The sequence below is a fragment of the Thalassotalea sp. G2M2-11 genome (assembly GCF_017168195.1).
Lineage (GTDB): Bacteria > Pseudomonadota > Gammaproteobacteria > Enterobacterales > Alteromonadaceae > Thalassotalea_E.
Map to the genome: position 1 here is coordinate 721,112 of NZ_JADNYL010000001.1, position 21,535 is coordinate 742,646.

General features: G+C 41.6%; 14 protein-coding genes. 6 read left to right on the plus strand and 8 right to left on the minus strand.

Translation table 11 applies throughout. The features are described 5' to 3' along the window. Positions 1-95 precede the first annotated feature (95 nt). The 6 genes from IV514_RS03085 to IV514_RS03110 are packed head-to-tail and all read right to left on the minus strand — an operon-like array spanning position 96 to position 6,958. Positions 96-674 carry a gluconate 2-dehydrogenase subunit 3 family protein gene (locus IV514_RS03085; RefSeq protein WP_206483430.1) on the minus strand — a complete coding sequence of 193 codons (579 nt, stop codon included), beginning with the start codon at positions 672-674 and terminating at the stop codon, positions 96-98. Continuing rightward, entirely contained in the window at positions 661-2,376 is a 1,716-nt protein-coding gene (locus IV514_RS03090) for a GMC family oxidoreductase (protein WP_206484006.1), read from the minus strand. The genes IV514_RS03085 and IV514_RS03090 overlap by 14 nt, the downstream gene beginning before the upstream one ends. Before the next feature lie 15 nt (positions 2,377-2,391). Then, positions 2,392-3,582 carry an N-acetylglucosamine-6-phosphate deacetylase gene (gene nagA / locus IV514_RS03095; protein ID WP_206483431.1) on the minus strand — a complete coding sequence of 397 codons (1,191 nt, stop codon included), beginning with the start codon at positions 3,580-3,582 and terminating at the stop codon, positions 2,392-2,394. Continuing rightward, on the minus strand, positions 3,575-4,489 hold the full coding sequence (locus IV514_RS03100) for an ROK family protein (RefSeq protein ID WP_206483432.1): 915 nt from the start codon (positions 4,487-4,489) through the stop codon (positions 3,575-3,577). Before IV514_RS03100 ends, nagA begins: the two co-directional genes overlap by 8 nt. A gap of 37 nt (positions 4,490-4,526) precedes the next feature. After that, a complete protein-coding gene (locus tag IV514_RS03105; RefSeq protein WP_206483433.1) occupies positions 4,527-5,657 on the minus strand; it encodes an SIS domain-containing protein in 1,131 nt (376 codons plus the stop codon). Positions 5,658-5,674: 17 nt separating this feature from the next. Beyond that, positions 5,675-6,958, minus strand: coding sequence for a D-tagatose-bisphosphate aldolase, class II, non-catalytic subunit (locus IV514_RS03110; RefSeq protein WP_206483434.1), 1,284 nt, complete (start codon positions 6,956-6,958; stop codon positions 5,675-5,677). A 282-nt stretch (positions 6,959-7,240) separates the two neighbouring features. Between IV514_RS03110 and IV514_RS03115 the strand changes: the two genes are divergently transcribed. The 3 genes from IV514_RS03115 to IV514_RS03125 all read left to right on the plus strand — a co-directional run bounded on the left by IV514_RS03115 (position 7,241) and on the right by IV514_RS03125 (position 11,528). Continuing rightward, positions 7,241-8,701, plus strand: coding sequence for a Gfo/Idh/MocA family oxidoreductase (locus tag IV514_RS03115; protein ID WP_206483435.1), 1,461 nt, complete (start codon positions 7,241-7,243; stop codon positions 8,699-8,701). Between the two features lie 71 nt (positions 8,702-8,772). After that, a complete protein-coding gene (locus IV514_RS03120; protein ID WP_206483436.1) occupies positions 8,773-9,294 on the plus strand; it encodes a CPBP family glutamic-type intramembrane protease in 522 nt (173 codons plus the stop codon). A gap of 275 nt (positions 9,295-9,569) precedes the next feature. Continuing rightward, on the plus strand, positions 9,570-11,528 hold the full coding sequence (locus IV514_RS03125) for a M60 family metallopeptidase (RefSeq protein ID WP_206483437.1): 1,959 nt from the start codon (positions 9,570-9,572) through the stop codon (positions 11,526-11,528). A gap of 183 nt (positions 11,529-11,711) precedes the next feature. Here IV514_RS03125 and agaR read toward each other — a convergent pair whose 3' ends face one another. After that, the gene (agaR, locus tag IV514_RS03130) at positions 11,712-12,476 is read right to left on the minus strand and encodes a transcriptional repressor AgaR (RefSeq protein ID WP_206483438.1); all 765 of its coding nucleotides are present in this window, start codon (positions 12,474-12,476) and stop codon (positions 11,712-11,714) included. A gap of 280 nt (positions 12,477-12,756) precedes the next feature. Here agaR and IV514_RS03135 point away from each other — a divergent pair, with 280 nt between their 5' ends. The 3 genes from IV514_RS03135 (at position 12,757) to IV514_RS03145 (ending at position 20,111) form a co-directional block, all read left to right on the plus strand. Beyond that, positions 12,757-15,642: a TonB-dependent receptor gene (locus tag IV514_RS03135; protein WP_206483439.1), complete on the plus strand. Its 2,886-nt coding sequence runs from the start codon at positions 12,757-12,759 to the stop codon at positions 15,640-15,642. A gap of 91 nt (positions 15,643-15,733) precedes the next feature. Beyond that, positions 15,734-18,661: a discoidin domain-containing protein gene (locus IV514_RS03140; protein ID WP_206483440.1), complete on the plus strand. Its 2,928-nt coding sequence runs from the start codon at positions 15,734-15,736 to the stop codon at positions 18,659-18,661. A gap of 79 nt (positions 18,662-18,740) precedes the next feature. Beyond that, a complete protein-coding gene (locus IV514_RS03145) occupies positions 18,741-20,111 on the plus strand; it encodes a DUF3472 domain-containing protein (RefSeq protein ID WP_206483441.1) in 1,371 nt (456 codons plus the stop codon). Positions 20,112-20,144: 33 nt separating this feature from the next. On the opposite strand, the gene IV514_RS03150 is transcribed toward IV514_RS03145, so the two are convergent. Further along, positions 20,145-21,533: a sigma 54-interacting transcriptional regulator gene (locus IV514_RS03150; protein WP_206483442.1), complete on the minus strand. Its 1,389-nt coding sequence runs from the start codon at positions 21,531-21,533 to the stop codon at positions 20,145-20,147. Between the last annotated feature and the right edge of the window lie 2 nt (positions 21,534-21,535).

Consider the following 21,535-nt stretch of genomic DNA (forward strand, 5'->3'; position numbering starts at 1 on the left):
GTTTAATGAAGAGTTATCACTTAAGTGAAACGTAACAAGGGAAGGTATACCTTCCCTTTTTTGTTATGCTGCTGAGGTTATTTAGTTAATTGGCATTACTCGGCGGGTTGATAGGGGATTGGAAAGCGCCGCTGTGGTTGAGTGATACGGATCAACTCCTCGTTGGTATAATAACCTAGTAATAATAATTGTCGTAAGGTGAGCAAGCAGTAGTAACGATAATAGTTATTTTTGTCGGCTGTTACGATATCTTTGCTGGGTAATTGTGTTAACTGCCTCATCTGTTGTTGTTTTGCTGGCGGGATATCAAAGTAACGGGATAATAATGCTTGAATGTCCTTTGATTGATAGTGTCTGTTATTTGATAACAGCTCATTATGTAATAAGTCTAGGCCGGTTAAAAAATTAACTTGATGCTCTGCTAATAAGGTATGCGACACCATCTCATCGACAAAGCTCGGCAATTGTAACGCTATGGCTCCTGGGGTCTGAGTATTAGGTAAAATAACGTCACTTAACTGGGTGAGCAACTGCCATTGTTTATGGGTAAAAAAGCGCTGTTTGCTTTGACTGTCTGTTTGTTGGCATGCGGTTAAGGTAGTAAGTAATGTCTGACTGCTAATTGCTAATCCTAGTGATTTGACTAGCGTTTTGAGGGCATCACGACGTTCCATGTTGATATTTTCCTTGTTTAAATGCCTTAACAGCGTGATGGGCAGCCCTTGCGGTGAATGCCATATAAGTTAACGAAGGGTTTTGGTAACCAGAAGAGGCCATAAAAGCGCCATCGGTGACATAAACATTCGCTACGCTATGCAATTGATTATGGCGGTTGACCACGGATGTTTTTGGATCTTTGCCCATACGGGCTGTGCCCATTTCATGGATTGCCTGACCAGGAAATGAGTTGTCATCATAAGGAGTAACCTTGCTGTACCCCGCTAATTGCAGCATCTTCACGGCTTGTGCTTTCATGTCTTCCCGCATTCGTTGTTCATTGCTACCGAATTGACAGTTAAATGAAACTGTAGGTAAGCCCCATTGGTCGCGTTTATGATAATCAAGTGTCAGCTTATTATGAAACTGAGGTAAACATTCGCCAAAGCCGATTAATGCGACGCGCCATGGCCCAGGCGTGAGCAACGCATCTTTCATGTCGGCACCAAAGGACATTTCCTTGAACCCTCTACGCCAATCAGAACGTGTGGCATAGCCTTGATAGCCATAACCTCGCAAAAAATTGACCGCTTCTTGTTGGTGAGCTGTTGACGGCACATTGCGAAAGCGGGGGATATGAAAACCAACGGGGCGTCGACCTTGATCAACAAGGTGATTAAATTTTTCAACGGTGGCTGTGGCACCGATGCGAAAGTGGTGATCCATCAGGTTATGACCAAGTTGGCCGCTATCATTGCCTAAGCCATTTGGAAAGCGCTTTGAGGTTGATTGTAACAATAAAGCTGTTGTTGCAATGGTGGACGCGCAGCAAAAGATAATATTGGCATAAAAAATTTGTTGTTGATGACTGTGAGCGTCGATCACTTTTACGCCGGTTGCCAGTTGGCTTTGTGCATCATAAATTATCTCGCTGACGATAGCATCTGACCGTAATGTCATATTTCCTGTGCGTTGTGCTGCAGGAAGTGTTGAAGAGTTACTACTAAAATAGCTGCCAGTAGGACAGCCTCGCATACAGCGGTTACGATAAGTGCAGTTACTGCGGCCAGTAAAATGCTTATCGCCTGTTAAGTGAGCCACTCTGCCGATAGTCAGGTGCCTGTCATCAAAGTGTTGTTGCAGGACATTTTTAAAGTCCTTTTCAACACAATTTAATGGCATCGGTGGAAGAAACTGGCCATCTGGTAACTGCTCAAGATTAAGAGGCTCACCGATCACGCCGATAAACTGCTCTACTTTATCGTACCAAGGGGCTATATCTTTATAGCGAACAGGCCAATCGACACCGTGATTGTCATTGAGGTTCGCGTTGAAATCGATATCACTGAGCCTTAGGCATTGCCTCCCCCAAGTAAGTGAGCGACCACCAACATGATACCCCCTCAACCAATCAAATCGTTTTTCTTCTGAGTAAGGGTGGGTAACATCATTAACAAACCAGTGTTTGATATCTTGATTAGTGGCAAAGCCACTACGTGCCTGTTTAAATTGAGTTAGCTGCTCTTGCTGACTAGGAGTATTTCGAAAGGGCAGCTCCCATTGTTCAAGATGTGCTGTGGGGTAATCCTTAATGTGCTCGACCATTCTACCTCGTTCAAGCACTAAGACTTTTAAGCCATTTTCGGTAAGTTCTTTTGCTGCCCAGCCTCCTGTTATGCCACTACCAATTACGATGGCATCAAAGGTGTTATTTATCACGCTGTTCATCGCGTATTACCCCGTGAACGGTGTACTAAGTGCTTGATAACCTGTGCGGGAGTAGACAAGTTCACCGTCAATGATGGTGGCTTGTACTGTTAAATTGTTTGATAAAATGGCAAAGGACGCACGTTTGTTTAATGCTATACTGCCTAGTTCTTTGTCTAAACCTAAGTGTTGCGCAGGTACAAGGCTCGCCATATGAATGGCTTCTATCAAGGGAATATCAACCATACTCACCATGTTTTTCACACTTTTCTCTAACGTAAGTGTACTCCCTGCAAGTGAGCCTGATTTAGTGCGTGCGATACCTTGTTCGACGATAACGTCTAATTCGCCAAGTCGGTATGTACCATCACTAAATCCACCGGCACTAATACAATCACTGATCAACGCGATTTTTTCAGGCCCTTTCAAGCGATAGATCAACGCCATGATGGTGGGGTGTAAATGGACACCATCGGCAATAACTTCCGCGAGGGCATTTTTGTCCATAAGTACGGCGCCCGCACAGCCCGGATCTCTGTGATGAATGCCGCTCATGCCGTTAAATATATGCACCCCGCCACAAGCGCCTGCGGCTAATGCATCGACGGTTTGTTGATAGTTAGCGTTAGTGTGACCTAGCATCACCTTGACGCCTAAGGAGTCTAAATACTCGATGATTTCAGTTGAATCGTTAAACTCTGGCGCTAATGCCATGACTTTTAACGCACCTTGGCTGGCGTGGACAATGGCATCGACACGCTCTTTTGTCAGTGGCAAAAAGAATTTCTCGTTATGAGCCCCTTTGTGGGTTTCAGTAAAAAATAATCCTTCATTATAGGCGCCTAGCACCTGAGCGCCTGATAGTTTAGTGTGACTCGCTTGGCCTATGACTTCAAATGCTGCTAGGGTCTGTTGCCAGTTTGCGGTTACTGTGGTTGCGAGAAAGCCCACTACGCCGTGTTTAGTTAATGATTGAGAAATGGTATTTATGGACTCTAGTTTAGCGTCCATCACATCACAACCTTCCCTGCCATGAATGTGGAGATCAATCATGCCGGGCGCTAACAGGTTGTCACCGATATCATAAATGGCAATATTCTTTTGGGGCGTATGCGCGATTTCAGTAATTTTTCCCTGTTCAATTAGGACGAATTGTTCGCTGGTAATTGCCTGCTCAGTGATCACTTTTGCGCATTTAAGGTAATAACGATTATTCATGCGGTAATTGACTCCCTAAAATAGCTGCACCCCTAACACCACTTGAGTCTCCAAATTGCGCGGCAACGACTTGAGGCGCGGAGAAACCAGCAAATAGGTGTGCTTTGATTGCCTTAGGTAGTTGGGTCACGATTGGGGCAATCTGAGATAAGCCGCCCCCTAAGACAATCATGTCTGGCTCTTGTAATTTTACTAATGTCGCGAATGTTTCACCTAAAATATCGATATAACAAGCGAACACTTTGTTGGCATTCGCATCGTTTTGTTTTAGTTTATCATGCCAAGTTTTTGCATTTTCAGCTTGTCCAGTGAAATGGGTATATAAGCGTTCAATACCTGGGCCTGCAATATAACTTTCCGCGCAACCTACTAAGCCACAACCACAAGTAAAAATTGGTAATTGGTATTTCTGCTGAAGCTGTGCTGATAACGGTAAATGACCATATTCACCAGCGATGCCGAGTTGGGTGTTTTCTAGTCGGCCATTGACACATAAACCGCCTGCGGCACCAGTACCCAGTATCGCACCAAATACTCGTTTGTGGTGTTTTCCCGCGCCAAGTGTTGCCTCCGATAGGGCAAAACAACGAGTATCATTTTTAATACTAATTGGGCGTTTTAATAACCGACTTAAATCTTGTGCAATATCTTTATTCGTGGCACAGGGAACATTTGCCGATAATACTTTGCCCTGACTATTGATTAAGCCAGGCATACCTATACCTAATGTACCCTGTTGCCCACTGATGCGGTCGGCCCGTGCTATTTGTTGCTCTATGGTGGCTAAAAAAAGTTGGTAGTTATCTGTTGGCGTGGTTACACGCCAACGTTTTAATAAATGAAAGTGCCCATCAAAAATGGCCGTTTCAATTTTAGTTCCACCGATATCTACACCGTAAAGTGCCATGAATAGTTCCTAACAGTTTTACTTTAGTTGATAATACTTAATCATGATTTTTGTCAAAAGGGTAGATGGTCACCCCTTGAACAACTCGGTTTACCTCTCCCGTAGGGCAAGGATTATCAGGTGTTAAGTTTAATGCGATGGACTTATAAAATGCTAACACCTGACAGTACACAATGATTGGTAATCCGGCCCATACATCTGCGATGCTATTAGTATCATGGTAGATAATATCATCAAGGCAAGTGACGGATGCAGCAATGTTGTCTTTGATGACTTCGTTATTCAAGTCTTGGTTATAGTGTCGAGTGTAACTGTTACTGGATTGAAATAAGATGATATCGGTTTTGTTGTTAACGATTGACTTTGGTCCGTGGCGAAATCCTAACGGACTTTCACAGTAGCTGATAACTTGCCCTGCGGTAAGCTCTAAATATTTCAATGCTGCTTCACGTGCGATACCAAGTAATGGACCAGCCCCTAAAAAAACTATTCGATCTGTTTCGGCTTCTGCTTTTGCTTTTATACTGTTTAGTTGCTCGGTAAGAATACCTTCTGCTGCGCTGCAAGCATGTTCAAGTTGCTGTACACAAGGGGTAAATATCGATAAAGCAGACACTAGCATTGAGGTAAAGCTACTGGTCATGGCAAAACTTTCATCAAGAGTGCCTTCAGGCATGATTAGACTCAGTGCGTTGTTCTTATTCTGGGTGCCTTGCGCTAATTTGCCGTTTTCATTGCAAGTGAGCACAAGGTGGAAACAATCGTTGACTATTTGATTGGCTAACTCAACCGCAGCTAAGCTTTCGGGACTATTACCTGAGCGCGCAAAGGAAATCAGTAATGTTGGGTGATTGGCTGATAAATAATACTCTGGCGCTCCAACAATTTCAGTGGTACTGATCGCTTCACAGCGAAGTGATGTTTCACGACTAATATGTGGTGCGATTGTCTCGCCAACATAAGCAGAAGTGCCTGCACCCGTGAGGATAATGCGTAAGTTTTTACGTGCGAGAATAGGGGATAAAAAGGCTGATATGGCCTCTTTGTGTTTCGTTACATTCGCTTGCGCTTCACGCCAAACTTTAGGTTGCTGGCTGATTTCTTTAGCCGTCCAGTAGGCATTTTTTTCTTTTAAATTAGCGACATCAATTGTTAAATATTCATTCATACGGAAAATACCTGCTATTACTGCTGTTGATTGCAAGCAGCGGCATAGACCTCTGTAACTTGCATAATTTTATCGATTATCAGTGCTCTTGGACAATTGACTAATGTGCCTGCCCTTATCGCTCGATATTGTTCGGGTAAATATTGACTAATTAACGGTAGTGGCATCTTGTTATCTGAAAGGTTGTTTAACAAGGTGACAACTGCTTGTTCAACTTTTTCACAATTCCAGTAATAGCGAATGCGATCACTGTAGCTATAGCGACGGTAGAATAATGCATCATTGGGCGATACTTGATAGAACTTTTGCCAATAGCTAGGGTTCTCTTTCATCTCTATTTCAAGTACTTCGGGTAAATTTGCTCGTTCATCTTCATTTATACATGCTTGTTCTATGTGACTTAATGCAAATAAAGCTTCACGCATAGCATAAGTTAATTGCGGGCCAACTTTTAAAATGGCAAAGTGATCAGCAACTAAACGTTGATAAGCACTCGGTAATTGATAATCTGTTGAATGCGCTTCATAAGCAATATTTGGTACTGATGTAATATATTGACTTAATTGCTGAGCTTTTGCTGAATCGTAATCAATGATGCTGGTATGGTCAAACTCAACACCGGGTTGTACCACAATACCTATGACTCTTTGCCATGCACTTTCAAGACCTTTCGCATTAAATGCTGTTAAATGCAGGTTCAGAGTGTTTTCCACTCTTGAAGTTGGCGTTACTTCAAGTTCGGTGATCTCTTCTGTGGCGCCGCCCGGAGGAGGGACTTCAGTGCCGATAATATAAACAATATCTGAGCTGCCAAAACATGCTATGGCAGTGTGCTCAGCAACTTCACATAATTGTGCAGCTCGTTGCGCGATAATCTCATCGGCTAAGTCTGATTCATCATCTGAGCAAGGCATACTAGTGTCTAAGTGGATTTTTTTAAATCCTGCTTCGACATAAGCCTTGATTAATGCTTTTGCTTTATCCATCGCCTGTTCTGCTGGCTCATTGACCCAGCAAACAGGGCCTAAATGATCGCCACCTAAGGTGATTTTATCCATAGGAAAATCGAGTTTATTGGCGATACGCTCAATAAAATGGACAAAATCTAGCGGCTTCATTGAAGTATAGCCACCAAATTGATTTACTTGATTGGCTGTTGCTTCGATAAGTACTGTTGAATTGTCTTTTATCGCCTGGGAAATAGCAGCTTCTATGATTAATGGTTGAGCGCAGCAAACAGAGTATACGCCTTTTTTCAAACCGTTACGATTGTCATTGATAATGTCTGCAATGTTAGTCACAGCTGATCCTATTGTCAGTTTTAAAATATAATATAGCGGATGGTATCAGCTTTCATATTCTTTCGCAATTATTTGCTTTTAAATCCATTTGTAATCATTGGTTTTGCTTGTATTGTGTTGTTTTTTAATGAGTTTTTGTTTTTGTTGTTTTTGTTTTAATTGTGTTTATCAATTTAGAATAAATAAATACGAAAACTTTTGAAGGTTTTGATTGCGTTTTTGGTTTGGGTTGGATATAAATAACGTAAGGTTAAAGTTTCATATAAAAATAAAGGTATACAAATGTCTGATTTAGGTCGTCGGAAATTTTTAAAATCAGCCGCTATTGGTGCAGCTGCGGGGATAGTGGCAGGTTGTGCTAATACTAGCCAACAAAATGGTTCTCCAATATTAAAAGCGCAAGGTGCCAGCGTGATGGGGTTGGTTACTCCTAAACTAGATGAAGTGCGTGTTGGCTTTATTGGTGTTGGTGTCCGTGGTGGTGGCTATCACGTAAAGAATTTTTTAAAGATGGAAGGCGTCAGAGTTACTGCTATTTGTGATACAGATGCGCAATCTTTAGATGAGTCGATTGCTTATGTAGTGAAACAAGGAGCATCTGCGCCCGCTAGGTACACAGGATCTGATTTTGCGTACCGAGATATGCTTAATCGACAAGATATTGATATCGTGATCATTTCAACGCCTTGGAAATGGCATACGCCTATGGCAGTTGAAGTGATGGAAAGTGGTAAACATGCATTTATCGAAGTGCCGGCCGCCATATCAATTGAAGAATGTTGGCAGTTGGTTAATACCGCTGAGCGTACGCAGAAGCATTGTATGATGATGGAAAATGTCAACTACGGTCGCGATGAGTTAATGTCACTGAATATGGTGCGCCAAGGCTTGTTTGGTGACTTATTACATGGTGAAGCGGCATATATCCATGAGCTGCGCTGGCAAATGAAAGAAATTGATCGTAAAACGGGTTCATGGCGCACGCAACGCCATGCCATGCACAATGGTAATTTGTACCCAACCCACGGTTTAGGACCGGTTGCACAGTATATGAATATTAATCGTGGCGATCGCTTTGATTATATTACTTCAATGAGTTCACCTGCGATGGGGCGTCAACAATACGCTCAGCGTGAGTTTCCTGCTGATCATCCACGTAACCAGTTAAAGTATATTGCCGGTGATATGAATACCAGTATTATTAAAACGGTAAAAGGGCGCAGTATTATGGTACAGCATGACACCACAACACCTCGTCCTTACAGTCGTCATAATCTCATTCAAGGCACTAACGGCGCCTTTGCTGGTTTTCCTAATCGCATTGCATTAGAGAATGTTCCTGAGAAAATTAAAGCAGTTTATGATAAAGCGCATAAAGAAGCATTAGCTCAGTGGGAAGCGAATGGTAAGCAGGGCTATAAGCCTCATCATCAAAATTATCATTCATGGGATATGGATATGGAAAAATGGTATCAGGCCTTTGAACACCCATTATGGAAGCGCTTAGGGAATGCGGCTAAAGGTGCTGGTCATGGCGGTATGGATTTCATTATGACGCATCGAATTATTACCTGTTTGCGAACGGGGCAACCGTTAGATCAGGACGTTTATGATGCTGCCGCTTGGTCGTCTATTTTCCCTCTCAGTATGGAATCGGTCGCCGATCGTAGTAATAGTAAAACAATCCCTGATTTTACCCGTGGCGCGTGGCAGACGGGTAAGCCACTAGGCATCGTCTCATAATGAGTATTAACAGCAAAAATATCGAAAGGCTTCATTAAGAAGCCTTTTTTGTTAATTTAAAAGGATTTTAAATGACTGTAAGCAAGGAGCTAGGCTTTAAAGAAAAAATGAAATGTCTATCGCCAGTATATAGAGATATCGTAGTATGTACCTTTATGCTGGTACTGATAAAGGTAACTTGCTCTATTGGCTTTATCTTTTATCACAATATGACACAAAGTGCGGTACTTAACTATTCATTAATTTTTACCGTAAATGACAATAGTAACTACGCTTTGGCTCAGTTGTTAAAAGCCTTAATTACTTCTCCTGTGATAGAAACCTTACTGTATTTTCACTTTACTTATTGGTTGATTAATAAGTTCAAAATCCCCCCTAAATTTTACATAGTGCTAAGTGCGTTGCTCTTTAGTTCTGCACATATGTGGAATATCGCAGAAAGTAGTCTCTATACGTTTTTTCTTACCTCTTTAGGAGGGCTGGTCTTTTCTTTTAATTATCATCGGCAATATTCAACAATTAATCAGGATGCAGCACTGGCTAGTACAACGTTTATCCATATGTTAGCGAATGGCATAGTGCTTTATTATTAAGTGTTTAATGGTGAAGGTTTACTGTGGCTCTAGCCACAGACTTGTTTGAGTGTCCCTGCCTTTCATGCAATTTATCTCAACTATCTGCTCTTTTCATTGTGCTGAATAAGTGCTCGTTGCTGGTATAAAATCAAGTTGTTATTACTTATTAATATTTTATTGATGAAAAGTGAAAGTTTAATTTTCTTTCGTAATCTTTCATAAGTGTTGTTTTTAGTGTTTCTTTTTGTTATTAATTGTCTGTTAACAATATTTCAACAATTATGGTAAATACAATGAGAATAAAAACTAACAAGATAACAACAGTACTTGTGCTGCTAACAGGAGTCGTCGGAGGCTTATTAATTGGTTGTGGCAGTGGCGGAGGTAGCGATAAAGAGAGTGCGGCAGCGACACCAGAAACGCCTACAACGCCAGAAACCCCTACTACAACTGAAACGCCACAGACACAGACCAATGCATTTGAGCAGCAGTTTATCGTCACCGCGGCTAACCCTAATCTTTGTATTGGAGTAGCAGCAGATAATAGCTCAGTGATCTTGGCTGATTGCCAAAATACTAATGCTAACCAGTTGTGGAGTTATGATGAAGCCAAGCAATGGTTGAAAAATGTATCGCTAGATAAATGTGTTGAAAATGTCGACAATTCACTGATTCTCAACACTTGTGAAGAAAAGGCGAATCAACAATGGACATTTGAAGATAATATTTTTGCGCAAGGAGGCTATTCGTTTGATGTTAATATGAGTGAAATGTCGCTGATTGTGTATGCAACACATGGTGGCGTTAATCAACAATGGTTTGTACCTTCTATTGCAACTGCTGACATTGATGAAAACTATGTCAGTCATTTTCCATTGTCTCGTGCCGATAATAATGCTTATTCCATGGAGCAAACCATGGATATCATTAATCGCAGAACGCCCATTGATCAGCCATTACCATTTCCTCGGGATGTTAGTGCATTTCCTGGTAATGTTGATGAGTCTGCGCCGCGAATTAGTAAATCTGTCACCTTTAATCGCTATTTTTATGAAGACACTTCTTCAGATACTATGAATCGACAACATTGGATCAGCACGGGGACTTATGCTGCTGCCGGTGAGATCATTGAGATTGAAGTGCTTTCAGAGCAAGAGGTTGAACAGTTATATGCCATTATCAACGTACATACTGACGTCTTATCACAAAACTCAGGTAATGTTGTTGCTACTGATAAAATTAAACGTTTTCCAAGTGTTTCGACCAAAGTGAGATTACATAAAGGCAGTAATAAACTAAGAAGCCAATACGGTGGTCAGGTGGTTATTGCCTCTGCGCATTCAGAAGATGCTGAGATTACGGTCAATATTAATAATGTTGTCGAAACCGCCCATTTTAAACTTGGTCGAGATTCTTATAATGAATGGCCGGCAATGCTAGAAAAAAGTGCCGCTTGGGGGGTATTAGAAGGTGAGCATGTATTCCTTGATATGTCTAAAGAGGAGTTAGCTAAAGTAACCGATCCCGAGCAGTTACTGACAACATTTGACCAAACCGTTGAGCTGATCCGTGATTTGGCCGGATTTGAACAAGAGGCTAGTGGTGTGCATAAAATGCCAACATTAAAAGAGCGTTTTGTTTCTGATGTTCAAATAACGGCAGGTTTTGCCCATGCTGGATTCCCTATTATGACCAGCCCTGGCTGGAAACTATATTCTTTAGACACCGCACAAAACAATGGCTGGGGCAACTGGCATGAAACCGGGCATAATTACCAACAATTTTGCTTATGGAGCAGCCCGTTTGGTACTGAATCTACGGTTAATTTATATTCATTATATGTGCAGGACAAGCTGAATAAAGGCTCAAGAATTCAACGGGAGAATCGTTATAGCCTTGCCATTAATAAATTAAACGATAACTTTTCATTCTCAACTGACGCAGATGTTTGGGATAAGTTAGTGTTCTTAATGCAAATCAAGCATTCGTTACCTGATATTGGTTGGGATATGTTTAGGCAATTAAACAGACGTTTTCGTGAAATGTCGCCTGAGCAGCAAGCACCTATTTGCCAAAGTGATCAGGCAAGCTTTAGCACTACTTTTGAGTTATTAAGTGATATTACCGGTTACGACTTAACGGCGCACTTTAAAAAGTGGGGCGTAGATGTCAGTGAAGCAAGTTATCAAAAAGTAGCTGATATGGCATTACCTCAGCCTCCGGTTGATATTTCAGCGGTAAATCCGCAGTAGATCTTACTCACTTATTAGAGCGTGTTGAAGTTAATTTATTTAGCAACAAGCAATACGCTCTAATTAAGCGGTATGTATACGGAGCAAGCAATGTAAATTTATGGTGCAAAAGCCTAAGCTGATTTCCAGAGTAAAACGATGAGTAATGAAACCATGCCAATTGTCAGTGATATTTCATTGTTGTTATGGCTGGACAATTAAGGTGACGCCGTTTCTCTCTAGCGTTTGGGCAAAGGCATCTGGGATCCCTGAGTCGGTGATCAATACGTCTATTTCCGCCAAGCCACAAATTTTGTGCACCCCTGAGCGGTTAAATTTTGATGAGTCTGTAACCGTGATCACTTCTTTAGCCACGCGCCGCATTAAGCGATTCATCATGGCTTCATATTCAAAGTGGGTGGTAATGCCGGAATTAAAGTCGATACCATCTACCCCTAAAAATGCTTTGTCAAAATGGTAGCGCTCTAGGCTGTCTTCTGCCTGACGACCATAAAATGACAGTGAGGTTTTTCGAAGTACACCACCTGTCATTAATACCTCTACACCGGGGGCATTAATCAAGTTTTGAGCAACGTTTAAGCCGTTAGTCATTACTACCAAGCGGTCAAAGCTGTGTAAGCAATTGGCAAGTTCAGCAATGGTTGAACCTGAGTCTAAGATGATGGCATCACCTTCATTAATTTGCTGACTGGCTAATACTGCGAGCTTTCGTTTGATGTCAATTCGTGCACAATGTTTTTCAACAATGGATAACTCTTTTGACACGGTTTTACGTGCCATCGCACCACCACGGGTTCTGATCACCAGGTTCTTACTGTTAAGGTAATTTAAGTCGCCACGGATGGTAACTTCTGACACTTGGTAGTTACCAGCTAAATCGTTAACTGATACTTTCCCTTGCTTAAGTGTGAGCTGCACAATATCGTGCCGCCTTTCTACGGTGTTCATAGTATTCCTTTCGCCATTCTAATATTTTAATCATAACTTGCTTTCAAAATCTTTCAACCTTGTAAAATGCTTTAAAAGCTTTCGAATTAGTTATCTGTATGTAATTAAAGGGGAATGTTGTTATTTTTTAGGCTGTATTTGTTTTGTGGTGTTTGTTTTCGAAAGTTTTTGTTTCTTTTGAATGTTGATTTGTTGGTTTCATAAGGTATAAATATAAGTCTATAACGATAAAAATAGATAATAACTAAAACCAAACATGAAAGATGAGAGAGGGTAAAGCATGGCAAATTACCAGAAAAAATACCTGAGTTTACTTATTGGCTCCATTTTAAGCGTCAGTAGTGTTTACTCTGTCGCTCAAGAAGCAGTTAAAGAAAAGGAAACTGAAGTTAAAGCTGCGAAAGAAAAAGCTGATAGTGAAGCAGATAGCGAAACTGAAGTGATTGAAATTCGCGGCATGAAAAGCAGTATCAAAGAGTCGCTGTTTATTAAACAAAATTCAATTCAGGTTGTTGATGCCATTGTAGCAGAAGACATTGGTAAGTTTCCTGATCAAAACGTAGCGGAAGCATTACAACGTATTACCGGTATTACTATTACCCGTAATGCGGGTGAAGGTCAAAATGTCACTGTTCGTGGCTTAGGCGGTGATTACAATGTGACCACTATTAATGGTCGTCGTATGGCATCGGAACATAACAGCCGTGATTTTAACTATGACCTCATTGCCGCAGAATTATTAGGTGGTGTTGAAGTGTATAAATCTTCGGTATCACAAACTCAAGAAGGCGGTATTGGCTCGGTGATTAATATTAACACCAGACGTCCGCTTGATTTTGATGGCTTTACCTTATCAGCTTCTGCCAAAGGCATCTATGAAGACAGAACTAAAGATACTACACCTCAAGCTTCATTTTTAGTGAGTAATGTGTTTGATGATGGCAAGTTTGGTGCGTTGTTTACTGGGGTCTATTCTGAAAGAACATTACGTATCGATAGCTACGAAGGACAAGGCTTTTATAATGCGCTAACGGAGCCTGATTTGACCATTCGCCAAGATGTTGATGGCAATGGCGAGTTTGATCAATACGTTGATAATGAATGGGGCTCTATTATTCCCGGTTATGTTCGCTATGGTAATAAGCAAGATACCCGTGAACGTATTGGCGGTAGTTTAGCTTTGCAATGGCTACCAAATGATGATCTGGAAGTAAATTTTGATAGCCTTTACTCCTCGTATGAAACCAATGGTACCGAGTCACAAATTTCGTTTGTCACTTACGATGAAAGTTGGACGCCGGGCATTCCAGGGGTCAAAGATGTTGGCTTTGACGAAAATGGTTTAGTGAACAAAATGACCATGTTTAACAGTGGTGCCATGGCTGAACTGTTAAATGTTTCTCGTCCTAGGATCACGGAAACCTATCAGTTAGGTTTAAATACTAAGTGGTATGTCAGCAGTGATTTATCATTAAGTTTCGACCTTTCTCACTCGGAATCTGAAAATAGAAACAATGGCCATAATCGCTATATTGTGGCGCGTGGCTTTGTCGAAGAAGTAACTATTGATGCGTCAACCAGTAACTTGCTGCCTGATGTCACTTTGACGCCTAACTTAGATGCGAATTCACCATTTGGTGCTCACTATAGTTACAACTATGGTACTGGTATTAAAGATAAAGTCAGTGAGTTTCGCTTAGATGGCAAATGGACGCCAAGTGTGAGTTGGATTTCATCGGTTGATTTTGGTATCAACCTTGGTAAGCAAACAAAAACAACAGTAGCTAATAGCTCGAAAAACCCGAGTGCATTTTCTAATGCCGGCTCACAATTAGACTCGACAGAGTATGATGATTGGGATATTGATTTTTCTTCTGCTCAGGACATCAATGGTTTCGATTTATTCCGTCTACCGAGTGATGCGGTGATTGAAGGCAATTTTGATAATTTCATGAGCGGGGAAGCTGGGGTTCATCCAAACCCATGGCCACGTTTTGACTACGACAAGTTATTTGCTTTTTATCAAACCATTAGTCCAGAAGCTGCTAATCAGCTGATCAAAGCAACAGCTCGTCCGAAAGACTCTTACGATGTATCAGAGCAAACCAGTGCGGTATATATAGCGGTTAATATCGAAAATGAAATTAACAATATGCCTTATGTATTGAACTTAGGTGTGCGTGCTATTGACACTAAAGTAACCAGCGAAGGTTTTTCTTTAAATCCTGAATTGGTTAAGTTTGTTGCCGCTGACAATGACAACCCTGAATTGATTAAGTTTTTAAAAGATGTTGAAGAATATCAAGAAGTGGTTGAGTTTGAAGACTCTTATCAAGATGTATTGCCAAGCTTTAACTTTAAGTTAAACCTAACGGATGAGTTAGTGTTTCGTGCTGCTGCATCTAAGGTTATTACCCGCCCAAGTATAGGTAACCTTAAAGCGTGGAGTTATATCAATATTAATGATCGTGAATACCATGCGTCTAACCCAGGTTTAGAGCCGCTAAGAGCGACACAAGGCGATCTTGCGCTTGAGTGGTATTTTTCTGACTACGGTGCGTTAACCACTGCATTTTATGTCAAAGATATTGAAACTTTTTCTACTTACGGCAGAAATGGAGCTATCGATATTGATGGTGAAGAGTTTACCGTACAGTCACATATTAACAGTGATGCCGGTGGTGAAATTAAAGGGGTTGAGATCGCTTATCAGCAGTCTTTCTCCGATATTTTACCTGCGCCGTTTGACGGTTTAGGGATCCAATTAAACTATACCGTTGTCGATTCTGGTTATGACCAAGTGAATGAAGATCATGACGAGTTTGACTTCCGTGAACGTGATTTACCATTTAGAGGAATGTCAAAGCATTCATATAACGCGGTTGTTTATTACGAGAAAGATAAAATTCAGGCGCGTTTAGCGTATAACTGGCGCGATAAGTACCTAACAAACGAAGAAGCTTGGGGCGGTGTGAGATGGCAGGCCGATTATGGTCAGTTAGATTTCAGTGCTAGTTACGATATTAACGAACAGTTTAACGTTAATGTTTCTGCAACCAACCTGACCGATGAACGTGGTTATGCCTATATCGAAAATGAGGAACAGCTTAACTACCTATACCGTGCAGGTCGATTAATTAATTTCGGCGTTAACTATCGGTTCTAATTTCCAAATAACAGATAAAAACGTTAGCAAGCTAGTGAGGCTAAACATTCGCCGGCTTGCTGCAAATAAAAGAATTAGAGTGGAAAACATTATGAACATAAAAAATAAATTATCTTTATTATCAACAGCGATCATATTAGCTACCACAGCCGGTTGTGGTGGCTCATCTGATGACAAAAAAGCAGAGGTTCCAGTACCTCCCCCTGTGGTGATAGCCCCAGGTGAAACCGACAGAGCGGCATCAACCTGGCTACGCTTTGGTGATAATTTCAATGGCGATATCATCATGCAAGATGTGTATATTCCATCAAATGGTCTTACGCCGTACACTTATTATTCGGTGTTAAATTGGAATAGCGGTTTAGACGGTGGTGGTTATGCGGGGATACAAGACCATCCTGATGGACGTAATTTTATCTTTTCAATCTGGGATCCGTCCAATGGTGAACCGATTGTTGCTGAATATCAAGGTGAAGGCACTGACGTTGAATTGTTTGGCGGTGAAGGCACAGGCCTTAAATCATGGAACTTTCAGTTAGGTTGGCAACCAGATCAGTGGTACACCTTAGCAACACGCGTGTGGCACACCCGTGATGATGGACATACACACTTTGCATTCTGGTCACAAGATAAAAAAACAGGTATATGGACGCACTTAGTGACCATGGATTTCCCCATGCCATGGATTGTCTTTGGTACAGAAACAGGTTCATTTGTTGAGGACTGGTTAGGGACAGGTAATAACACTCGTACGGCACTATTTAATAATGGTCGTAAGCGTGATATGGATGGTGCTTGGAAAGCGTTCACTAAAGCTAATTACTCTGTGGTTCAGGAGGAAGCGACTGAGTTATATAACAATAACTTTGATATCGCTTCAAATGCCGATTATTACCGTATGACTACAGGTGGTAGTGCCGGACCTGAGGAAGGAGAAGATGCCTTTGATCCTCAAGGCGAGTTAGGTCGCCCATACGTACTTGTTGCGCCATCGGATGCACCAACTGCCGCTTCACTTTCCTCAATCACAACCACTGGCATTGAATGGCAGTTAGCTGCTACTGAAGTGCCTCAGCTCGGTTATCGTGTATTAGTTGATGGTAAAACTGTTGCACAAGGTACAGATCCGCAAGCACGCAGTGCAACATTTGCTGCGATTGATGGTGATGCTGAAATTGAACTACAAATAGAAAACATTTTTGGTAAAACAAGTACATTTAAAGCCACCGCAAATGGTGGTCAAGTGGCTACTGATGACAGCATCGCAATTGCGACTGAAGCTCAGTTACTTGAACGTAATGAGTCAACGGTAATTGAAGCTATCGCTGCAGGTGAATCACAATTATTCAAAGTGATGGGCTTGGATGCGTCTAAGTCAATGACGGTAAAATTAGCCGGTGATGAAGGTGATGCTGATATCTATGTAATGAAAGATAGCATGCCGACCACCACGGATTATGATTGTATCGGTTTTGCTGGTGGTAGCACTGAATCATGTCGCTTGCCGGTTCGCGTTAGAGAAGCAACCCCTTATTACGTATTAGTAACGGCAAGAACCGATGTCTCTTGTTTAACCTTATCTACCACCCAAGATGGTGAACCTGGCTGGATCAGTGGCTCAAATTATATTGTAAATTCAGAGTCCGAAGCGGCATCCGGTAATAGTTTGGGTAATGCCTTTGACGGTAATGAAGCTACTATTTGGCATACCAATTGGGGAGATGGCGCGCCCACTTACCCACATACCGTGACCATTGATTTAGGCGATACTTATGATGTCAATCGTATTCGTTACTTACCGCGTCAAGACGGTGGTGTGAATGGTACCATTGTGGGTTATGAGTTATACATTTCTGACGATCCAGATAACTACCCAGCCCAACCGCAAATTGTGGGTACTTGGGAAGACAGCACGGATGAAAAAGTAGAGTGGTTTGAACAAGCGTTCACTGGCCGTTTTATTAAGTTTGTTGCTACCGAAGAGCGTGGTGGTAATGATTGGGCTTCTGCTGCTGAAATCAAATTTGGTTTTGACGATGGTTCCGATCCAAACGCTGAAACTGATAGCGGCGCAGGCACAGAAACAGCTAACAGTGGTGTATGTTTTGGTGGCGGAGATTCTGGTGATGGTAACCACGTCAATATTCCTGTAAATACCACTTTATTGGATAATGCTGGCTTGACTTATTCTTCACCATCAGGGGCTCAATCAGGTAATGAATTATCGTTCGCCTTTGATGGAATAACGGGTGATGCGGGACACTGGCATACGCCTTGGAGTGGTGTACCTGCTTATCCTCATGAAGTATTAATCGACTTAGGTGATAATTACGACGTTAACCGTTTTGATTACACACCACGTACAGGTGGTGGTAACGGTACGATAGTGGAGTACGAAATCTATGTCGGTGACAGTGCTGACAACTTAGGTGAAGCCGTAGCTAAAGGCACATGGGAAGACAGTGCTGATGTGAAAACCGTCACCTTTGCTGATAAACCAGGACGTTTTGTTAAATTTGTTGCACTAGCTGAGCGTGGTGATGGTGCATGGGCGGCAGCGTCAGAATTTAATGTGGGTGTTAATATGACAACCAAGGTTGATAACAGTACCTTAAGTTATTCAACCAGCTCGGGTGCACAACCTGGTAATGAATTGTCTTACGCGTTTGATGGTAAATTTGATGCTAATCATTGGCATACACCTTGGAATGGTATTCCTGGATTCCCACATGAAGTGGTCATCGACTTAGGTGAAGCGAAAGATGTGGTGCAGTTTGAATATACACCTCGCGCCGGTGGTGGTAACGGTACTATCGTTGAGTATGAAGTCTATGTCAGTAATTCTAACTCAGATTGGGGCAGTGCGGTTGCAACCGGTACTTGGCAAGGCACTGGTGCAACGGAAATCGCCGCATTTGATGCAACTAATGGTCGCTATATCAAATTTGTGGCGCTTCGTGAGAAGAACGACAATAACTTTGCGGCGGCAGTTGAATTCGGTATTCGCGTTACGCCTTAATCTTACCTTTGTATCATAACGACAAGCTCATTGGTGGTGATATCACCTTTGAGCTTTTTTATTCTAGCGATAAATTATCATGAGATTAGAAACAATGAAGAATGTAAAAAAGCTTGCTTACATTGTGTTATCGGGAGTGTTGTCACTGTTCTTACTGGCTTGTAGTGAATCTGATGCAAATTTAGATCCTCAGTCAGAAACAAGGTCAAAACCAGAAAAAACACTGACAGTTGAAGATGTAGCCATTGAAATCCCAGTGCGAGGAAATACATGGGTTGCTGATAATATTGCTGCTTCTGAGCAATTAATTGGTGAGCAAGGCATCACTCACTGGTCAAGTCAGCATGATAAATTAGTGACCTTTTTTTATGTCAGTAAAACTGGACCTATCAATATCGGTATTAAAGGTCAGGTAGTGTCTGGGCCGTCAAGCATCAAGATTGCATTAAATGGTAAAAGCAAAACTCTTTCAATGGCTAATACTGAGCAAGAAATTTTACCTGTCGGTGTGTTTGATGTAGTTGAAAGCGGATATCAACGACTAGAAATTTCAGCCGATAATACCTCAAGTAAATTTTACCCCAAAATTTCTCATATTATGATCGGTGGTGATGCAACGCTTGGTGCAAATTATTATGTCAAAGATGATTTTTATTGGGGGCGTCGTGGGCCATCGGTGCACTTAAACTTTACTCTTCCAGATAAGAGTAGAAATTATGAGTGGTTTTACAATGAAATCACGGTACCTGAAGGCCAAGACACCTTAGGATCATACTATATGGCGAATGGCTTTAATGGAGGTTACTTTGGTATTCAAGTGAATTCTGCCACAGAGCGACGGGTGCTGTTTTCTATTTGGAGCCCATATACCACTGATGATCCCAGTAATATCCCAGATGAGTACAAAATTACCTTATTAAGAAAAGGTGAGCATGTGCATACCGGGAAGTTCGGTAATGAAGGTTCAGGTGGGCAAAGTTATTTGAAATATAACTGGAAAGCTGGCACTACCTATCGTTTTCTGACGCGTTATCAGCCGTTAGCAAACGGCACAGATACCGACTTTACGGCGTATTTTTATGATCCAGATGTCAAGCAATGGCAGTTAATCGCAAGTTTTAGGCGCCCAAAAACATCGGTATATCTAGAGTCTCCGTATTCTTTTTTAGAAAATTTTATTACTGGAGCAGGGCAATTTGAACGTATGGCAACTTATAGCAATCAGTGGGTTAAAGGTGTTGATTCTGATTGGGAACCAATGATTCAGGCTAAGTTTACTTATGATGCGACTGCCAGAAAAGCAGCGCGTTTGGATTATCAAGGTGGTACGAATGATGATGGCTTTTACTTGAAAAATACCGGTTTTTTCTCTGAATCAACACCGTTCGGTACACTGTTTATTCGGCCAGATGATGAAATGCCAATGATTAACTTGAATGAATTACCTTAGTGGTGTTTTGCCAAATAGATAAGCTGAACAGTGTTATGACTGTTCAGCTTTTTCTTCCCTAAATGCTTCTGCAGATAAATGATGTTTGTTAAGTAATTTGTAAAATTCGGTACGATTACGTTGTGCAATTTTGGCTGCTTGTGAGACATTGCCTGCGGTGATGTTGAGTAATTTTGCTAAGTAATCACGTTCAAAATGATCACGAGCTTCCTGAAACGAAGGCAATTGGGCGGTTTTATCACGTAAAGCATTGCGAATTTGCGCTTCATTGATCATGGTCTCGCTCGATAAGGCAATACTTTGTTCGACAATATTTTGTAATTGGCGAATATTGCCAGGCCATGGGGCACTGATCAGTAATTCCATTGCTTCTTTCGTAAAGCCTTTGACGGTATTGTTTGATTGTTTTTTAGATTGATCTAAAAAGTATTGTGCCAATAATGGAATATCTTCACGGCGTTCAGCCAATGGTGGTAATTCTAATTCAACCACATTAAGACGATAATACAAATCTTCCCTAAATGTTTGTTCAACAATGGATTTTTGCAGGTTACGATGAGTGGCGGAAATGATCCTCACGTCAATTTTTATCGAGGTTGTACTTCCTAGAGGGCGGACTTCTTTTTCTTGCAAGGCGCGTAAAAGCTTAACCTGAAAGTTAAGTGGCATGTCTCCTATTTCATCTAAAAATAGTGTTCCCCCGTTACTGGCTTCAAATAAACCGATATGATTTCTTTCTGCGCCAGTGAATGCACCTTTTTTGTGGCCAAATAATTCAGATTCTAACAGCTGTTCAGGGATCGCTGCGCAATTGATTGCGGTAAACGGGTGATCGCGTCGATCACTGGCAAGGTGAATTGCTTTGGCTAGTAGCTCTTTGCCTGTACCGCTTTGACTTTGTATGAGTAAACTAAAATCACTTTTTGCTACTTGCTTAGCTTGTTGCAAAAGTGATGACATGATGGCACTGCGGCTAATGATATCTTTGCGCCATGACTCACTGCTAGATTGATCTGCTGTATAGCTTGAGTGTGGTTGTAAATGTATGGCTTGTTCGACGGTATCAAGTAATTCTTGGCTCTCAAATGGTTTAGTTAAGAAGCTGAACACCCCCTGCTTAGTGGCATTGATAGCATCGGGAATGGTACCGTGCGCGGTCATAATGATCACCGGCAGATTAGGATGTGATTGGCGAATTTTTTCAAATAAGGCCATGCCATCCATGCCTTCCATACGTAAATCACTGATCACTAATTGTGGTTGTGTGCCTTTTAATAAGCCAAGTGCTTGCTTGGCATTTTCGGCAGAGCTCACTTGATAACCTGCTGCTGATAACCGGATGCTTAATAACCTTAATAAGCTTGGGTCATCATCAACAATGAGGATATGTTCTTTGGTGTTTGGTGGAGAAGTTGTAGTCATAG

Bases quoted from the DNA above. Each gene is read 5' to 3' on its own strand.
- IV514_RS03105 (WP_206483433.1), bottom strand. From the start codon at position 5,657: ATGAATGAATATTTAACAATTGATGTCGCTAATTTAAAAGAAAAAAAT.
- IV514_RS03150 (WP_206483442.1), bottom strand. From the start codon at position 21,533: ATGACTACAACTTCTCCACCAAACACCAAAGAACATATCCTCATTGTT.
- IV514_RS03140 (WP_206483440.1), top strand. From the start codon at position 15,734: ATGAACATAAAAAATAAATTATCTTTATTATCAACAGCGATCATATTA.
- IV514_RS03135 (WP_206483439.1), top strand. From the start codon at position 12,757: ATGGCAAATTACCAGAAAAAATACCTGAGTTTACTTATTGGCTCCATT.
- IV514_RS03145 (WP_206483441.1), top strand. From the start codon at position 18,741: ATGAGATTAGAAACAATGAAGAATGTAAAAAAGCTTGCTTACATTGTG.
- IV514_RS03115 (WP_206483435.1), top strand. From the start codon at position 7,241: ATGTCTGATTTAGGTCGTCGGAAATTTTTAAAATCAGCCGCTATTGGT.
- nagA (WP_206483431.1), bottom strand. From the start codon at position 3,582: ATGAATAATCGTTATTACCTTAAATGCGCAAAAGTGATCACTGAGCAG.
- agaR (WP_206483438.1), bottom strand. From the start codon at position 12,476: ATGAACACCGTAGAAAGGCGGCACGATATTGTGCAGCTCACACTTAAG.
- IV514_RS03085 (WP_206483430.1), bottom strand. From the start codon at position 674: ATGGAACGTCGTGATGCCCTCAAAACGCTAGTCAAATCACTAGGATTA.
- IV514_RS03120 (WP_206483436.1), top strand. From the start codon at position 8,773: ATGACTGTAAGCAAGGAGCTAGGCTTTAAAGAAAAAATGAAATGTCTA.
- IV514_RS03125 (WP_206483437.1), top strand. From the start codon at position 9,570: ATGAGAATAAAAACTAACAAGATAACAACAGTACTTGTGCTGCTAACA.
- IV514_RS03100 (WP_206483432.1), bottom strand. From the start codon at position 4,489: ATGGCACTTTACGGTGTAGATATCGGTGGAACTAAAATTGAAACGGCC.